The sequence below is a fragment of the Parasphingorhabdus sp. genome (genome assembly GCF_039982415.1).
In the GTDB taxonomy this organism is placed as follows: domain Bacteria; phylum Pseudomonadota; class Alphaproteobacteria; order Sphingomonadales; family Sphingomonadaceae; genus Parasphingorhabdus.
Genome location: NZ_JBDWYL010000009.1, coordinates 1 through 15,725 on the forward strand (window position 1 = coordinate 1; position 15,725 = coordinate 15,725).

17 protein-coding genes are annotated in these 15,725 nt (G+C 49.0%); 9 read left to right on the forward strand and 8 right to left on the reverse strand.

Annotated elements, in window-relative coordinates; all coding sequences use genetic code 11:
- Positions 1-264 precede the first annotated feature (264 nt).
- On the forward strand, positions 265-507 hold the full coding sequence (locus ABJU74_RS14030) for a hypothetical protein (RefSeq protein ID WP_348384940.1): 243 nt from the start codon (positions 265-267) through the stop codon (positions 505-507).
- 335 nt (positions 508-842) lie between these two features.
- Here ABJU74_RS14030 and ABJU74_RS14035 read toward each other — a convergent pair whose 3' ends face one another.
- The 5 genes from ABJU74_RS14035 to ABJU74_RS14055 form a co-directional block, all read right to left on the reverse strand.
- Positions 843-1,988 carry a zinc-binding dehydrogenase gene (locus ABJU74_RS14035; protein ID WP_348384942.1) on the reverse strand — a complete coding sequence of 382 codons (1,146 nt, stop codon included), beginning with the start codon at positions 1,986-1,988 and terminating at the stop codon, positions 843-845.
- 43 nt (positions 1,989-2,031) lie between these two features.
- Positions 2,032-2,550 (reverse strand): DUF1330 domain-containing protein, encoded by a 519-nt coding sequence (locus ABJU74_RS14040; protein ID WP_348384943.1) that lies wholly within the window; start codon positions 2,548-2,550, stop codon positions 2,032-2,034.
- A gap of 63 nt (positions 2,551-2,613) precedes the next feature.
- A complete protein-coding gene (locus tag ABJU74_RS14045; RefSeq protein ID WP_348384944.1) occupies positions 2,614-3,135 on the reverse strand; it encodes a DUF1330 domain-containing protein in 522 nt (173 codons plus the stop codon).
- A gap of 66 nt (positions 3,136-3,201) precedes the next feature.
- Entirely contained in the window at positions 3,202-3,627 is a 426-nt protein-coding gene (locus ABJU74_RS14050; protein WP_348384946.1) for an MAPEG family protein, read from the reverse strand.
- 159 nt (positions 3,628-3,786) lie between these two features.
- On the reverse strand, positions 3,787-4,692 hold the full coding sequence (locus ABJU74_RS14055; RefSeq protein ID WP_348384947.1) for a LysR family transcriptional regulator: 906 nt from the start codon (positions 4,690-4,692) through the stop codon (positions 3,787-3,789).
- Between the two features lie 126 nt (positions 4,693-4,818).
- On the opposite strand from ABJU74_RS14055, the gene ABJU74_RS14060 reads away from it, so the two are divergent.
- From ABJU74_RS14060 to ABJU74_RS14080, 5 genes are all read left to right on the forward strand, one after another.
- Positions 4,819-5,478: a peroxiredoxin-like family protein gene (locus ABJU74_RS14060; RefSeq protein WP_348384949.1), complete on the forward strand. Its 660-nt coding sequence runs from the start codon at positions 4,819-4,821 to the stop codon at positions 5,476-5,478.
- A gap of 54 nt (positions 5,479-5,532) precedes the next feature.
- Entirely contained in the window at positions 5,533-6,147 is a 615-nt protein-coding gene (locus ABJU74_RS14065) for a glutathione S-transferase N-terminal domain-containing protein (RefSeq protein ID WP_348384950.1), read from the forward strand.
- A 49-nt stretch (positions 6,148-6,196) separates the two neighbouring features.
- Positions 6,197-7,240 carry an alpha/beta fold hydrolase gene (locus tag ABJU74_RS14070; RefSeq protein ID WP_348384951.1) on the forward strand — a complete coding sequence of 348 codons (1,044 nt, stop codon included), beginning with the start codon at positions 6,197-6,199 and terminating at the stop codon, positions 7,238-7,240.
- Between the two features lie 20 nt (positions 7,241-7,260).
- The gene (locus tag ABJU74_RS14075) at positions 7,261-8,028 is read left to right on the forward strand and encodes a glutathione S-transferase family protein (protein ID WP_348384952.1); all 768 of its coding nucleotides are present in this window, start codon (positions 7,261-7,263) and stop codon (positions 8,026-8,028) included.
- Between the two features lie 175 nt (positions 8,029-8,203).
- Positions 8,204-8,593 carry a hypothetical protein gene (locus tag ABJU74_RS14080; protein ID WP_348384953.1) on the forward strand — a complete coding sequence of 130 codons (390 nt, stop codon included), beginning with the start codon at positions 8,204-8,206 and terminating at the stop codon, positions 8,591-8,593.
- A 62-nt stretch (positions 8,594-8,655) separates the two neighbouring features.
- Here ABJU74_RS14080 and ABJU74_RS14085 read toward each other — a convergent pair whose 3' ends face one another.
- The 3 genes from ABJU74_RS14085 to ABJU74_RS14095 form a co-directional block, all read right to left on the reverse strand.
- A complete protein-coding gene (locus tag ABJU74_RS14085; protein ID WP_348384960.1) occupies positions 8,656-9,288 on the reverse strand; it encodes a CPBP family intramembrane glutamic endopeptidase in 633 nt (210 codons plus the stop codon).
- Between the two features lie 71 nt (positions 9,289-9,359).
- Positions 9,360-11,840 carry an FtsX-like permease family protein gene (locus ABJU74_RS14090; protein ID WP_348384954.1) on the reverse strand — a complete coding sequence of 827 codons (2,481 nt, stop codon included), beginning with the start codon at positions 11,838-11,840 and terminating at the stop codon, positions 9,360-9,362.
- Positions 11,837-12,496: an ABC transporter ATP-binding protein gene (locus ABJU74_RS14095; protein ID WP_348384955.1), complete on the reverse strand. Its 660-nt coding sequence runs from the start codon at positions 12,494-12,496 to the stop codon at positions 11,837-11,839. Before ABJU74_RS14095 ends, ABJU74_RS14090 begins: the two co-directional genes overlap by 4 nt.
- Before the next feature lie 179 nt (positions 12,497-12,675).
- Between ABJU74_RS14095 and ABJU74_RS14100 the strand changes: the two genes are divergently transcribed.
- The 3 genes from ABJU74_RS14100 (at position 12,676) to ABJU74_RS14110 (ending at position 15,498) form a co-directional block, all read left to right on the forward strand.
- Positions 12,676-13,356 (forward strand): response regulator transcription factor, encoded by a 681-nt coding sequence (locus ABJU74_RS14100; RefSeq protein WP_348384956.1) that lies wholly within the window; start codon positions 12,676-12,678, stop codon positions 13,354-13,356.
- Positions 13,349-14,566 (forward strand): HAMP domain-containing sensor histidine kinase, encoded by a 1,218-nt coding sequence (locus ABJU74_RS14105; protein ID WP_348384957.1) that lies wholly within the window; start codon positions 13,349-13,351, stop codon positions 14,564-14,566. Before ABJU74_RS14100 ends, ABJU74_RS14105 begins: the two co-directional genes overlap by 8 nt.
- Before the next feature lie 113 nt (positions 14,567-14,679).
- Complete coding sequence (locus tag ABJU74_RS14110; protein WP_348384959.1) at positions 14,680-15,498, forward strand: alpha/beta fold hydrolase; 819 nt, start codon at positions 14,680-14,682, stop codon at positions 15,496-15,498.
- The last annotated feature ends 227 nt before the right edge of the window (positions 15,499-15,725 follow it).

Below are 15,725 nucleotides of genomic sequence, written 5' to 3' on the forward strand. Positions count from 1 at the left end.
GAAAGCTCGTTCCGAGCTGTTCTTCAGCTGATGCAACGTCTTTTTCCGATACCGTTTCAGGGGGAAAATCGGACGAAGTCCATAACTCTATAAATCGCTCCATGCTCATCGACACAATCCATATGGCTTGCTCCAAATTAATTAAACTTTTTGTGATTTATGGATCAACCAATGTCCGCTTTGGGCGCAAAAGCGGACATTGCAATTCATGGCAAAACCTTCAAAGCTATCAGAATGGGTAACTAGCCTGATCGGATGCCTTCAATGAAAGAATATTATAACTGGCTCAACGGATCAGTTAATCGCCTTTTTGGCATTATGCTGGCTGTTGCTGTCCTGTTTCTAATCGTTGTTTTGGCAGATAGAACCTTTGATTTGGGATGGGGGTTATCGAGCAAAAAGGAGCTCCTACTGGCAATAATGCTGCCTATATCATTCGGTATTTTCTTGTTTACGAAGGGAATTATTGGGTTTGTTGCCGATATTGAAGATCACCGAAACCGTTAGCACGTAAAGTTCTCAAATTCTGGTTTAGGGGACGATTCGAAATCAATGAAATGTAGAAAACACTTGATTGCGTTGATCATCTTGGTTGGCAGCCTCTTGATGGTATTTGCAGTTTACAAATTGTATGTCGAACCACATTACATCAGCGTTTTACCGTGGGATGGTTCCTAATGTCCGCTTTCGGGATGAAGTAGCCACAACGCTAGTGTCCGCTTTGGGCGCAAAAGCGGACACTAGAAATGCAGAAGCCAACAATCGGATATGCGCCCCAGTTTCAGACGTTAGCCCCGTCACCGCATTGTCCCGAAAGCAGACATTGGTTCCTCGACTTTTCGTTACATTGCTAGCTGCGGGCAAATCAGGAATTTCGAGCCTGTAGACTTGGCGTTATATCGCGCAACAATTTCGCTATCCAAAGCATCCGAAAGTGAAATTTCATCGGTATAGTGGCTCGCAAAAGTGGTTTTCAGTTCTTCTGCAACGCGCATACGCAATCGTTCTCCAATCTCCAGATCTGCCTTTGCGAGAAAGTTTGGAAGCAACCACGCTCCTATGCTCCAGGCCATGCCATAGCTTCGCGGCGCAAACTCGGTTGGTGATGTGTCGAGGCCACCATAGAGATATACCTGCTTGTGCTTGGTTGAACCATAAATACTGAAGGCAGTTGGTGTGCGAGCCGCTGCCGCTTCCATAGCAATCAATATATCAGATGCTAGCGAACCACCTCCGGTTGCATCAAAGGCGATGGTTGCTCCAGTTTCATCAATGGCATCGACCAGTTCTTCTTTGAACGCATCACTGCTGGAATTGATGACATATTTGGCGCCGAGATCCTTCAATATATCCACCTGCTCCTGACGGCGAACTATATTGACGAGTTCAATACCGTCAGCCTGACAGATTTTGTTGAGCATCTGACCCAGATTGGAAGCCGCTGCAGTATGTACAATCGCGCTATGCCCCTCCAAACGCATTGTTTCGACAAAGCTGAGTGCGGTCAACGGATTGACAAAACTGGATGCACCATCTTTGGCCGTGCAGTCGGGTAAAAGCGGCATGGCTTGAGCGGCAGGGACGCAGCGATATTCTGCATACATGCTAGCGCCGCCCATCACGGCGACCGTTTTACCCATCCGACTTTGTGCATATTCACCTTCGCCTGCTGCCACCACAGTGCCGGCACCTTCATTGCCAACCGGCAGGTCCTGGCCAACCCGCGCTTGCATTGCCAACATTGCCGGTGGAGACACCGGAACGGTGAGAACCTTGTTCGCACCGTCTCCGCTGGACTCGGCCTCAGCCATGTTGGCGCCACCAAACATAACGGCATGATCGGAGGGATTAATTGGAGTGGCTTCAATCCGCACAATAATCTCGTCGGCTTCCGGTATTGGCATTGGTTTGTCATGCAAAGCCAATGTCAGTTTTCCATCCTCTGAAACGGTCGAGAACATCTGTTTGTAGGATTCTGGCAGGGTCATTGGGGATCTCCGGTTGGTTTTGTTGGTGGTGAAATTGAGAGGGTTATTCGGGTACGGGAGCAGGTGCCATTCTTACGAGCCGCGAATCTGCTACGGCGGCACTGCGGTGAAATGCGTGTTTCTTATATTCAGGATCACCAACAAGCGCCAAAAAGGAAGCGAGGTTGGGATAAGACACAATGAAGATAGCATCCCATTTTTCATGCTCTGGCCCAATTAGAGTTAGCTGTGGTATTCCAAAATAGGCGACTTTACCACCGGTTCGCGTGGCAATGGGACTGGAGTGACGACTATATTCTTCGTAAGCCTGCTCACCCGTCCAGCCCTTCGCAGCAAATTCGCTTCCTTTTTCGTAGCTCGCCTTGTCTTTGAACCGGATCATGTTGAGCATATGCAGCGGCTGATCGACAGGAAGCTTCTGCATGGCCGCGTATGCTTTCGCATCGGAGTTTACGTAAGCTGCGGGTGTCGTTTCTATATCTTTGGCATTGGCGGGCAAGGCCGATAGTGAGGCCATCGATATTGTCACAATGGATGTGACCAGAGCGGTATATATTTTCATGAGGTGGATATCCTTCAAATGTTTGACTGAATTGAGCATGCTTTTGCACAAAAGATCATGCTGCTACTGTTTGGGAGTAGGCGCGGGAACCATGCGAATGAGTCTGGAATCCGCAACCCCGGCCTTCCGGTGAAAGGCATGTTTCTGATATTCTGGATCTTCGAACAAAGCCTGCAATACAGTGACATTGGGATAATATATAATGAAGATCGAATCCCATTGCTCGCCTTCCGGGCCAATCAAAGTAACCTGCGGTAGACCGGTATAGTGGGTGCTGCCGCCCAGCCGTGCCACAATTGGTCCGGCGTGTCGGCGATATTCCGCATAAGCCTGAGCGCCAGTCCAATCCTTTTTCGCAAATTCGCTGCCCTCCGGATATTCGGCCTTGTCCTTCAGCTTGATCATATTGAGCATATGAATTTCTTCGTCCATCGGCAGTTTGAACATTTCACCCAGCGCCTTTGGATTGGCATCGATATGACCCTGGGTCGCTGCCACTTCATGATGCTCAGCGGCGGCAGGTGTTGCGAATAAGGCTAAGCAAGAGGTCATGATCGGGGCAATGAGTTTGATTGCGAATTTCATAATGTAAGCACCTTTTGTAAATTGGTTTTGTAGCTCGCTAGTCGCGGTTATCGGCGACCACAGTTTTCAAAGTGTCGCCAGCAGATAAGCGAGATACAGACCGAGTGCGATGCCGGTTAGGCCAGTGCCCATCGCACCGATCATTCTGAAAAATACAAATGGCGTAAATGCGCTGCCGTCGGCATGGGAACCGGATAGTGATGAAAATCCGATGGCGTGCGATATACGTGCGACTACAAAAGCCGCTGCAAAAATTGTCACTGCTGTGCCGCCTCCGGTAAATCCTTCGACAAGTGCAAGAATGACAAGGAACAGTGCTCCATTCTCGGCGAGATTGCCGTGACGCCGAACCTTCCGTTCAAGATCCTGATCTTCAGAATAGCCTACACCAATTTTGGCTTTTGCCCGGTGCGAGCCCGCATTCATCATCAAAAACTGTTGCAATATAATTAGGAAAGCGCCTGCCATTGCTGTGGTAAGAGGATAAACCATTTTTGTACTCCGCCATTTTCTTGGTTGGATTTGAACGTCCACTGAGGATCGTTCATCCGTTATTGGCGGTGCGCTAATCCGTTGTCATTTGATTGTTGTGCAACTTGGTGGCTTACCTGTGCGCCATTAGATTTTGCTCAAGCGCAATTTGCCGCCCATCTAAGTGGTTCCCAAAAACTCATGCTTGGCATCACGAAGGACCTTTTCGGCAAAAGTCATAAACGCCTTGATCCGCGCTGTCCGCTTTAGATCACTATGGGTGAGCAACCAGATATCGCGTGCCTTGATCGGTTTCTTTTTTGTGGCCCGCACCAATAGAGGTTCGCGGTCTCCTATAAAGCAGGGTACCATGGCCAGGCCCAGACCGCCTTTCGCCGCCGATAACTGCATCGCTGCACCAGGAAAGCATCCCCACATGGGCACTTTGCTAAACTCTGTTTCCTTGGTCCAATCCGGAAATTTATCTTCACCTGCATCCCATGCCAGCCATCTTGCCGTTTCCGGATCATTTTCAAAATCCTGCGAATCCAGATATTCCTGTGTGGCATATACCGTCTGATTGTAGGTAATGATGCGCTTTCCAACGAGCGACTGCGGCGGGTTGTTGTCGATACGGATCGCGATATCGGCCTCGCGCCTCGAAACATCCAATATACTGGTCGTTGCGATCATATGTACTTCAATGCCCGGATGCATATCGGTAAATTCTGATAATCGGGGGCCAAAGGTATGCACCGCAATCGGCTCTGCCATTGTTACCGTAACAACACCGCTCATATCGCCGTCTTGTCCAGATATGGATCGTTCAGCGCCGTTCAACCGGACACCGCAATCGCGGACGGCGGTGACAAATTCCTCGCCAGCAGCGTTCAGGACAAAGCCCTCAGGTTGCCGATCAAACAGCTTTGTACCGAGTGCATATTCGAGATTATCGATCCGCCGACTAACCGTTGAATGATGTACGCCAAGCGCGCGGGCCGCCCTTCGGACCGATCCGGCATCCGCCACGACGGCGAAACTCTTCACCTCTTCCCAGTCCAGATGTTGCGCACCAAGCATAGCCATTTCTCCTGATATCCCGAACTAGTGGCTATCTGGTGCAACGGCAAGTTGCGATATGAACTGCTGACGGCTAACTGGTGAAGCGATATCAGCGATTATCAAATCAGTAACCGACGGAGTTTTCCCAACATGACGCTTCAAACCCTTCTTCAGGAACAACTAGCCAACTCCGTCGCACAATTCCCAGCAGAAGCGCTGGAGATAATGCGCGCTGCAGACGAGGAACTCAAAGAACGGAAGGTTGGCGAGGATGCGCTTAAGGCTGGAGATTCTCTACCCGATGCATCGCTCAGCGACGCTACCGGAAAATCTGTTTTGCTATCAAGCCTGAATGAAGAAGGGCCACTCGTCATTACCTTCTATCGTGGAGGATGGTGTCCCTACTGTAATCTGGAGCTCAAGGCCTATCAGGATATTCTTGGAGAGATTACCGAACATGGCGGCCAATTGATTGCGATTTCACCAGAGAAGCCAGACAATTCCATGACCACCATTGAAAAAAATGCACTCTCCTTCCCAGTTTTGACCGATACCGGAAACCAGCTTGCCAAGGCTATGGGCATTGCGTTTGAACTACCTGCCGGATTGCAGCAATTATTCACCAATTTTGGAATGAACCTGGATGATCTGAATGCTGATACCGGCTGGGCATTGCCGATTCCGGCAACTTTTGTGGTCGATGCCAATGGTCGGATCGTTCTTGCCGATGTAGACATCGAATACACCCGGCGGCTCGAACCGTCGGAAGCTCTCGCTGCGTTAAAATCTAGTGTCACCGCATCAGCTTGAGTTCGTCCCCATTCTACTCAATGATCATTGCGTGCATCAAAAAGGGAGAATGCAATGATTGATCTATACACTTCCACGACACCAAATGGTCGCAAGATATCAATAGCTTTGGAGGAAATGAGGCTGTCTTATGAAGTGCACGCCATCAACCTCCAAAATGACGAGCAATTTGCGCCGGACTTTTTGAAAATCAGTCCAAACAATAAAATTCCCGCCATTGTCGACAGAGATAATGACCTGAGCGTTTTTGAATCCGGCGCGATCCTTACTTACCTCGCTGAAAAGTCAGGGCAGTATCTTCCAGCAGACGGCCCGGAGCGCGTTAGAGTCCTGGAATGGCTTGCATGGCAAACGGCAGGTTTGGGGCCCATGCTTGGGCAACTCAATCACTTCCTAAATGTTGCCGATGAAAAACTCCCTTATGCGATCAAACGTTTCTCGGATGAAATGATCAGGCTTCTCGGCGTTCTCGACAAACAACTGGCGCAGCATGAATATGTCGCAGGCGAATATTCCATTGCGGATATGGCCATCTATCCTTGGTCATCGGCAGCCTATGATGGTGCCAAAGGCTTGATCGGAGACTCGTTCAAAAATCTGGAAACCTGGCATGCAGTCATGGCCGCGCGACCAGCCGTGCAAGCTGGCATGGCGGTTCCAGACATCTAAATCACATTCGCGCATTGTGGCGCGACAATTCCAAACGGGGGATCGGACAGTGAAGAAAATATTATTAAGTATATTGGGGATAGCTGTTCTTGCTGTAGCGATCTCCAGCTTTGTTCTGACCCGAGATGGAGAATTGAAAACGCCAGCTGGCGAAGGAACGATAGCATTGGAAGCGGGGAACTTTGAAGCCTTTCCTCTGCCCGACTATGCGGCCAAATTTGCTGGCGATGACTATAAAAGTTATTTCGTCGAGGTAGAGACCGGCATCAAAGTGCATGTGCTAGAGGTTGGCTCCGGCTATCCTGTCTATATGCAGCACGGTCTTCCGACGAATGGGTTTCTATATCGCAAAGTTGCCAACATACTGCCGCGCGATCAATTCCGCGTCATCATGCCGACAATCGTGGGCCTTGGTTTTTCAAGCAAAGTCCCGGCCAGCCAGCACACGCTTGAAAACCATCTGCGGTGGATGAATGCTGCACTGAAAAAGCTGGCACTTCAGGATGCCATTTTTATTGGCCATGATTGGGGGGGACCCATTGGCATGGGCGCGCTTGCCCGCTCCCCTGAATTGTTGAAAGGCGCAGTGATCCTGAACACCGTGCTCGATTCAGCAAAAGAGGAACGAGATCTGGCGGCGCCCCTTGTCATCGCGAATACTCCTGTGGCTGGTGAGATTTTATTTGAAGGCCTTGTCTCTATATTCGGTCAACTACCATCCTATCAGGCAGATCCTGCATCGATGCCGGACGATATCATCCAGCTTTATGAAAAGCCTGTGCGAGATAGCGGCAACGCCAAGGGCCTATTGGCGATGATGCGGATGTCCGCAGACGGCCCTGATCATCCCAGTTCAAAACAATATAGAGAATTTGAAGAATATTATCAGGGACGCGACTTTCCGACGGAAATAGTTTGGGGAATGCAGGATTCCATTTTGGTCAAAAGACTGTCTGACATGAAAAAGAATTTTCCAAATGCGGCCGTCACCGAAACCCAGGGAGGACATTTCCTGCAGGAAGAAACGCCCGAAGAAATTGCCGCCGCTGTACAACGGGTTCACGCCCGAATTGAAGACGCCGTGGAAGAATAAAACCAAAGGAAATCCGAGATATGAACTCAGTAAAATTATACGGGTATTCAACAAGCCCCTATGTTCGAAAAACGGGAAGCTTTCTTTACTATAAAGGCATTGATTTCACGCATGTTCCGGTCAATCCGGTGGAACCTGAAGTCACCATTGGTTTTACGGAGCAAACTCAAGTGCCGGTATTGGAAATTGACGGTGAATGGCGATTGGAATCGTCTGCCCAAGCATATTGGCTTGATGAACTGTTTCCAGAGAAGCCCCTTTGCCCCGAAGCGCATAAGGCGAAGATCGAGCAAATCGACAAATGGGTTAGCGATAGCTTTTTGCTCGGTATTTTCCGCTATTCGATTGACGGTGAAATGAACCACCGCTTCCGACAAGTAGGTTGGCGTTTGGCCGCCATCTTGAGCGCACAGACACCTCTGCCTGAAAAGACTCGCCATCTTTGGCCGGAAGCGCTCCAGAAAGCGCCGTTCATCCAAAACATGGCCAAGCATATGGATTTGACCGAAAACTATCAGGATATGCAGCTTCGGATAGCGAGCGAGCTTGTCAGCCATATCGGCGAAGGACCCTATTTGGGCTCGCTCGATCAACCGACTATGCTCGACTTTGCAGTATTCCCGCAACTCGTCTGGGGATATATGTTCGGACTCGAAGAACATCTAAGTGCAGCGGCACATCCGGTCGTCAAAGCTTGGTTGCAGCGCGTTGCAACCCATCTTCCTGACAACCCCACACTATCGGCTGATTTTATGCTGGTAAACTCAATCGCTGACGGTCTTATGTGAGATGCCTATTCTAACGTCAGCTTTTGCGCCCTTCGCAGTCGAACGCAGACAGTCCGTAATCGGTCCAGTTGCTGTCGTAGAAAACGACCTAAGCTAGTGTCCGCTTTCGGGATATTGCGGCCGCTAGAGATTGAATATTCTTGTGCAAGGCATTGCTAGATTGCAGAGTGGTCTAATGACCAAGAAGGCGATCGATAAATTACAAGAGAAGCACCAGAAAACTGGCTTGGAAGATTCTGATAGATCGCTGTTACGTAGCCTCATTTTATTCTCGCAAGATACTTCGGAGCTTGAATCGGCTATCTACATTTTTGCTTATTCGTTCTCTCGTGACCCTGAAGTTGAAAAAGTTTGTGAGCGATTTTGTTTGCAGGAATTCTGGGAGCCCGGCCTTACAGCCGTCTGCTTGAAAGCTCTTATTCGATACTGGGACAATGAGCCGATACGTTACAAACAGACAATAGATGATCTTAAAGGTGCAGATGAAGATATCTGGTATGACGAAATCTTCTTTCTCAGTAAGATTAAGCTTCCAGAATATGTCTATATAGAGACCCCTTTCTAACGTCCGCTTTCGGGATAAAGCAGCCATGACGCGATTGTCTGCTATGGACGCAAAAGCAGTCATCAATCCTTCCACCCGAAAAACCTGGATGTCTGCGACATACTATTGAAAATGCCGTGAGCAAAGATCAGTGGTAATATGTTTTTGCGGCCAAACCATAAATAGAGCATTCCAAAAGCAAATCCGGCAGCACCTGTGATCAGCGCGCCGTACATTCCTTGATAATAGTAGTGGCGATATCCGAAAAATATCGATGAGAATACTACCGCGATTAGGTCGGCCTTGAGTCCTCCCCCCAGAAAATGACTGGTTCGACTGATAACAAAGGCCCGGAATAACAGTTCTTCAAAGAAGGAAGCATGGGTCCAAGTAAGAAACATTATTCCGATATATGCTGGTAAATTTCCTTCGACATGATCAAATCGCCCGCTGGCACCGACATTCTCAAAGAAATATTCGGCCACCAGCTCCATGCTTTTTACAGCTACTATGAACAGGAACATGGTGAGCAGTGTTAGGCCTGCTGTTTTTAGCCAGTTTTCTGGCCAACGCAGCCCTATATCGTTCCAACTCATACCCCTGCGGCGGAGCAATATCGTTCCAACCACCATCGCGCTAAAAGTCGAAGTCGGGCCAGCATACAGGAAACTATGGGGCAGCACAGATTGCTTCACGATGACAAGTATGGCCATCACAATCAACAAGTCAGCAAGCGCGCCGAAATTAAACGCGTGCGAGCTTTCGAAAGATGTTTTTGCTATCATGGTCACTCACTCAAAAGGTCTTTGATGGATGTAGAGAGGCTCTTGCGGCTATAGACGACACCGATCCCGCAAACAGTAACGCCGATCGCAAGCATGGTGCTGACAAGCCAAGTGGGATCGGGCTCATAGGTCATAGAGAATTGCGATTGATAGATCAGCAAACCGGCGAGCCAGGTCCCGGATATCGCGCCGATACCGGCGATCAACGAAACGGTTAGCCAATCATAGAGAGCCAGTTTCACGCATGATTTTTTGGTCACGCCCATGCTCATTAAAAGGCCGTTTTTTTGCCGGTCTTCGGCCTCAAAGCCTTTCATTGATGCTGCTATTACCAGCGCGGTCATTATTAACACCATGGTTGCGTAGCCAACCACCAGCTTGGTGACCATCGTTAGGGTATCATCAAAACGTTGGGTGAGTTCTTTCAATGGGACCAGCGATAAAGAGGGATGCTTTTGCCAAAGCGAACCAAGTTCGTTCCATGCTGCATCCGGGAGTTCTATGCTTCCCATATAGAAGACGTCAGGCTTGATGGCTTCAATCGCCCGCTCGGGTATCTGGAACCAGAATGTCACCGAACCGCCTCCGGGTTTAAAGGCATGGCTGGCGACCAATTTGAATTGCGTCGCTTTCCCATCGATCATGAAGGTCAACTGATCCCCATAGTTCAGACCCAAATCCGTCATCACCTCATCTTCAGCAGATATCTGATTCCAGTTCGATTCTTTTTCAGACCACCAATTCCCACCAACCAATTGGTTGTTTGATGGGATGGCATTTGACCAGTGGAGTCGGATCGAGTTTTTAACAGTGGCTAAAGTCTCACTCGGTGTGGAAATCGCCTCGTCAATGGGCAGGCCATTAATTTCAGATAATTTCGCGGCGGCATATGGCCGTAGTTGCCGGATTTCACTCTCATTCTCGAGCGCCCAATTCTCAAGCGCAGGCTTATCTTGCGCTTGCAGTTCTGCGACCATCAAATTGCCGTTATTTGCGCGCGTGTAACCCTCCATGGTGGCACCGATATCTTTCATCAACATCAGTGTAAAAAGCAGCAGCAGGCTGCACAGACCCAGCCCAAGTATCTGCGATGATTTACTCAGTATCCGCTGTTTCATGATGAAGAAACTGAAGGACAATAATCCGGGATATTGTCGCCCCCAAAATTCACCTGCCGTTAGAATAATCCAACTCAAAATTACCATTAGCAAGAGAGCAGCGCCCAGCGCGCCCAGCGTTAATCCTGTCAGTAGAAAGTTGTCTGAATAATATGCGGCGAGCAGCGAGATGCTTGCAAAACCCCAGAATAACCTCAGCAACTGTGTGGACGGGTATTCCACAGCGCGGATCAAGCTAACCAATGATGTGCGACTAAGTTGCCACAACATGGGAATTTGAAAAGCGAGCAATAGTGAAAATATCAGACCTGTAGTCTTGGCAATTGTAGCCAGATGCCAGCCCGACGCTATGCCTGGAAATTGATCGGCGAGTTGGCCGATCAGGAAATATTGCGCAACATAAGCGAGGCCAATTGCGATCATGAAAGAGAGGAGAAAACCCAAAAGCCACTGCAGCAGAGAAAGCTTGAGGCAGGCCGCCAATGTCTGTCCAAAGCTGAGATACACAGCCAAACGCTGCTTTTGCCGTTCCAGATAACGGCGATTAGCCATATCAATTGCGATCGCAGCAAGGAAGAAGAGGATGACCGAAGCAAGACCGAGAAAATTCTCCGTTCGTTGCCAGAATAACGCCAATGGATGACTACCGCTCGCTTTGGTTAAGAGGGTAAAATCACTTAGCTTACGAGAAGCCCAACTTTCAATGCTTCCTTGCTGACCAGATGTTGCGGTTAGCAAATAACGATACAGAGTTTTGCTACTCCTAACATCGTCAATGGAAAGAGATTTACTGTTGATCAGCGCCCGCATGGAAACGGAATGACCTTCCATTAGCCGATCAGGCTCGTGGTATATGATTGCGCTAAAACGGTATGTTTCCTCGCCAATTGCTACCCGGTCACCAATATTTGCATCGATTTTGCTGCTTGCTCTGGGCCCCAACCATATTTCCCCGGGTGGTGGTCCATGTCCGATCGTCTTCTGGATCGTTTGATCTTGAGCCATCCCAATTTTGAGGCTGCCTTGCAGCGGATAGCTATCGTCGGTGATTTTCAGTTGCACCGGAATAGTTTCCCCGCGCAAAGAAATTGCCAGCGGGGTCAACTGTATTTTTGCGAAGTCTGTTGCCTTGTCCGAGAGCAGATTTTCGTCGCTTCTTGATAAAGGGCGAGGTCCGGAAACGGAAATATCTGCACCCAGCATATTATTGAGATTGTCATCCAGATACTGCTGCACAGACGCACCGGTTAGCGACAGAGTGGCGAGGAACAATATCAATGTGATCTGGGTCAGTAACACCAGACGCCCATCGCTGGACTTGCTGTCGTTAAGGAAATTATCGAAGGCGAGTGTAATCCAGCTCATTTGATTTTCTCGAGATTCGCTTCGGAAAGTGCGAAAATATTGTCAGCGCGCTCCGCAAGTGCACTACTGTGCGTCACAATGATCAGTGCCGATCCTGTATCCTTCGCGAAATCAAACATAAGATCGGTAACATCGCTCGAAGTAACTTCATCAAGATTTCCGGTCGGCTCATCGGCGAAAATAAAGGCGGGGCTGGAGACAAAAGCTCTGGCAATTGCCACCCGCTGCTGCTCACCGCCACTAAGCTGTGTAGGCTTGTGATTGGCACGATCATCTAGGTTGATCTTCTTCAGCCATTTTCTGGCGATATCATATGCTTGTTTGTTGCCGTTCAACCGCAGCGGCAGTGCAATATTTCCGAGCGCATCCAATTCCTGCATGAGGTGAAATTGCTGGAAAACGAAACCTGATCTTTGGCGCAGTTTAACGGGTGGCACTTGTTCACCATCACAAGCAAATATTATTTCACCCAAACGAGGCAACTCGAGACCGGCAGCCAGAGACAACAGGCTCGACTTGCCCACGCCCGACGGGCCAACAATGGCGTGCGTGCTTCCACCCGAAAATGTGAGCGACAATTTGTCAAACAGCGAGATACGGCCGTGCGGCGTATCAAAATAATGACCAACGTCTTTCAATTTTATTTGATGATCCATGCAGTCCTCGGAGTTTCTGAATTTTTATCGTGAACATTTGGATAGGCTGTCCGGTGTCAAATCGATGTGAAGTGCGTTTTGACAGTTTTTTGACATTGATTTCGCTAAACAAAAGGCCGGGGGAATAATGCGTTGACTTGTGTTAGTTTGCGCCACGAGATTTGGAGATAGGCACACTGATGCGAGTTTTGGTAATTGAAGATAATCTGGGTATTCAGGCCAATATCGCTGATTTTTTGGAACCCGACTGTGTTTTGGATTTCGCCTATAACGGCGATCACGGACTAGAACTGGCACTCGCCAATGACTATGATGTGATTGTCCTCGACCTGATGCTTCCAAGGCGTGATGGTATCGGTCTCTGTAGGGCCTATAGGAGCGAAGCCAATCTCCAAGCACCAATATTGATGCTGACCGCCCGCGATACATTGGAAGATAAAGAAGTCGGGTTTGCCGCTGGTGCAGATGATTATCTTACCAAGCCCTTCGCATTGCGAGAATTGAAAATACGGATCGATGCTCTTGCAAAACGTCCGAAAATCAAAAATGCTTCGTCGCTGAATTGCGGTGACTTAACGTTTGATCCTGCCGACAATATTGTAAGTCTTGGATCGTCTTCAAAGCCGCTCAATAACAAAGAGGGACTCATTTTAAGGCTTCTGATGGAGGCCGCTCCCAATGCTATTTCTGGCGAGACGATTTCTTATCGCATTTGGGGCGAAGAACCGCCAAATTCCGGCGCTCTCAGAACGCATATATATAATTTACGCAAGATATTGTCATCGCTGAAAACCCGCTGCGAGATCGAAACTGATCGCTCCCGCGGTTATCGCCTCAAAGAAAGATCATTCGATGAATAGACGACCGATAAAAGTAAATGATCTGGTGCTGCGCAATTTTATCACATCCATGGCCATGTGTTTTGCGATTACGGTGTTTATGGCGGTAATGTTTGGCTTTGATCTTGAAGATCGGATTTTTGAAAATCAGGTTAGCACGAAGGCAGATCAACTTTCAGAATCTGTTCAACCGGAATCTGGAACGAGACAAACCGTTTCCGGATTGGAAATGGAGTATTTTCATGGAACTAAGGCGATGCCCGAGTGGCTCACCAGTCAGATAAAGCCAGATTGGAAGCCAGGGGAATATGAAGTTTTTGGCGGTGAGCACGGGCACTACCACCTAGCCGTGCGCGAAAACGATGGAGTAAAACAATATCTGATATTTAATGCGCGGTCCTATGTCCGATCAACAAGTCAGGTTTGGGGTTTTGTGATATTGATAGCTTTACTGGGTGGGTTGATGCTGCTCGTGTCCATATTCTTCATGCGGCGTATGACCAGAAAGCTGACTATGCCTATCGAAAAAATGGCGGAAGCTGTGACCTCTCACAGCTCGTTCGAACCGGCAACATTGGGTTTAGGAAACGGGCCCGCCGAAATCGATATATTGGCAAAAGCAATCGCCGACAAAGACCGAAATATCGAAGATCTGATGCAACGTGAGCGGCAGTTTAACAGGGACGTCAGTCACGAACTGCGCACTCCGCTAGCCGTCGCGGTTGGCGCTGCCGAGATCATCGAAAAAGATGGTCATAAAAGCTCTGCCTTCACGAGATTGGAGTCTGCGCTCGGCAACATGCGGCTTCTCACTGAAGGAATACTGTGGCTCGCCCGAGAACCGGACAGCACAAGTTGCAATGCCTGGAAAGCAGGCGAATATGCCATTGAAACAAACAAACATCTGTTGCGCAGTGTCAAAGTCGAAACCAGTATCTTTGGTAATCGAGATATCGACATGCCGGTCCCCGAAGCTGTCGCTCAGGTCATTGTCGGCAACCTGATTCGAAATGCGATCAGCTATACAAGCGAAGGCACGGTCTCGCTATCGATATCCGAAAGAAGCTTGAGCGTTAAAGACACTGGCATTGGGTTCGATGAATCACAGAATGACAATTCCGGCTTTGGCATAGGCCTTTCGTTGGTAAAAAGGTTGTCTTCGCATTTTGGTATGAAGATCGCTATTGCGGCACGAGAAGAAGGCGGCACCATCGCGACCGTTTCCTGGTAGAACGGCAGCGTCAGAGAGGCGGCGCCGATCTTTCGCATATCTCCTTGAGTTTTGTTTGACACTGGTTTGACGTTGCCAAGGCTAATCGGTCTCCAAACATGATGGAGATTCCAATGAAAAAAATATTGGTAGCAATAATGGTTGCCTTGGTAGTCCCGGCGACATTCTTGAACAGCGCCGTTGCATTTGCACAAACCAATGTTCAACAGCTTGCTTTGGAAGCACCTGATGGGAACCGGATTACTGGTTTCATTTATCAAAATATAGAGACAGAGAAAGACGCGCCTCTAGCAATATTGATGCACGGCATGACCGGTTCCAGCCTGGGTTGGCTTGCCGATAATCACGGTGCCTATACCGACCTGATCACCAAAGATTTGATCAGCAAGGGATATCGGGTTGTGGCATTGGACGCGCGATCCCACGGCGCCCGAAAAGATGATATGAAACCGCTTGAACGGCTCAAAAACCTGCGCTCAGGAAAGCCGGAGCCTTATCTGGCAATGATTGAAGGTACTTTGAGCGACTATGATGTATTACTTGCTAAAGTGAATAAAAATTTCGGACCACCCAAACACATATTGGCAGCCGGATACAGCATGGGCGCGCAAATGGCGGTGCTATTCGCGGCGAAACATAAGGAAGTGACGCATATTGTCACCATGGTGCCGCCTGCGGCGCAAAGTGCCAAGATTGTTGCGCCGATCACTCATGCCGGCAAGGTCCAGGCCCAATGGCTCTTGATCACCGCAAGCCAAGACCAGTTCGCCAGCCCGGCCGATAATGATGCATTGGAAAAAGCCGGTGGCGAACATCTGACTAGAGTGGAGTTTGACAGCAAACACAGATTGCCGCGTGGTTATGTGGATGCCGTGATCGATTGGATTGCAACCATAGAGTCGAGAACCCAAGCTCAGATCAAACAAAATTAGTCCAACATAATTGTGCAGCTAATGCGGAATGAGGTGGTATTCCTAACGACCGCTTTGGGGATGAAGTAGCCACAACGCTAGTGTCCGCTTTGGGCGCAAAAGCGGACGTTGCGATAATATGAAGCAGACTTTCCGCTAACGACCGAGTTTCGGACAACTGCTATCCGAAGGTTGGGCCGACATAGTCCACTCGTCCAGAGGCCGGTGCGAACCGCATAATCTCGGCC

Coding starts and splice junctions, on each gene's coding strand:
- ABJU74_RS14030 (WP_348384940.1), top strand. CDS start 265: ATGAAAGAATATTATAACTGGCTCAACGGATCAGTTAATCGCCTTTTT.
- ABJU74_RS14035 (WP_348384942.1), bottom strand. CDS start 1,988: ATGACCCTGCCAGAATCCTACAAACAGATGTTCTCGACCGTTTCAGAG.
- ABJU74_RS14040 (WP_348384943.1), bottom strand. CDS start 2,550: ATGAAAATATATACCGCTCTGGTCACATCCATTGTGACAATATCGATG.
- ABJU74_RS14045 (WP_348384944.1), bottom strand. CDS start 3,135: ATGAAATTCGCAATCAAACTCATTGCCCCGATCATGACCTCTTGCTTA.
- ABJU74_RS14050 (WP_348384946.1), bottom strand. CDS start 3,627: ATGGTTTATCCTCTTACCACAGCAATGGCAGGCGCTTTCCTAATTATA.
- ABJU74_RS14055 (WP_348384947.1), bottom strand. CDS start 4,692: ATGGCTATGCTTGGTGCGCAACATCTGGACTGGGAAGAGGTGAAGAGT.
- ABJU74_RS14060 (WP_348384949.1), top strand. CDS start 4,819: ATGACGCTTCAAACCCTTCTTCAGGAACAACTAGCCAACTCCGTCGCA.
- ABJU74_RS14065 (WP_348384950.1), top strand. CDS start 5,533: ATGATTGATCTATACACTTCCACGACACCAAATGGTCGCAAGATATCA.
- ABJU74_RS14075 (WP_348384952.1), top strand. CDS start 7,261: ATGAACTCAGTAAAATTATACGGGTATTCAACAAGCCCCTATGTTCGA.
- ABJU74_RS14080 (WP_348384953.1), top strand. CDS start 8,204: ATGACCAAGAAGGCGATCGATAAATTACAAGAGAAGCACCAGAAAACT.
- ABJU74_RS14090 (WP_348384954.1), bottom strand. CDS start 11,840: ATGAGCTGGATTACACTCGCCTTCGATAATTTCCTTAACGACAGCAAG.
- ABJU74_RS14095 (WP_348384955.1), bottom strand. CDS start 12,496: ATGGATCATCAAATAAAATTGAAAGACGTTGGTCATTATTTTGATACG.
- ABJU74_RS14100 (WP_348384956.1), top strand. CDS start 12,676: ATGCGAGTTTTGGTAATTGAAGATAATCTGGGTATTCAGGCCAATATC.
- ABJU74_RS14105 (WP_348384957.1), top strand. CDS start 13,349: ATGAATAGACGACCGATAAAAGTAAATGATCTGGTGCTGCGCAATTTT.
- ABJU74_RS14110 (WP_348384959.1), top strand. CDS start 14,680: ATGAAAAAAATATTGGTAGCAATAATGGTTGCCTTGGTAGTCCCGGCG.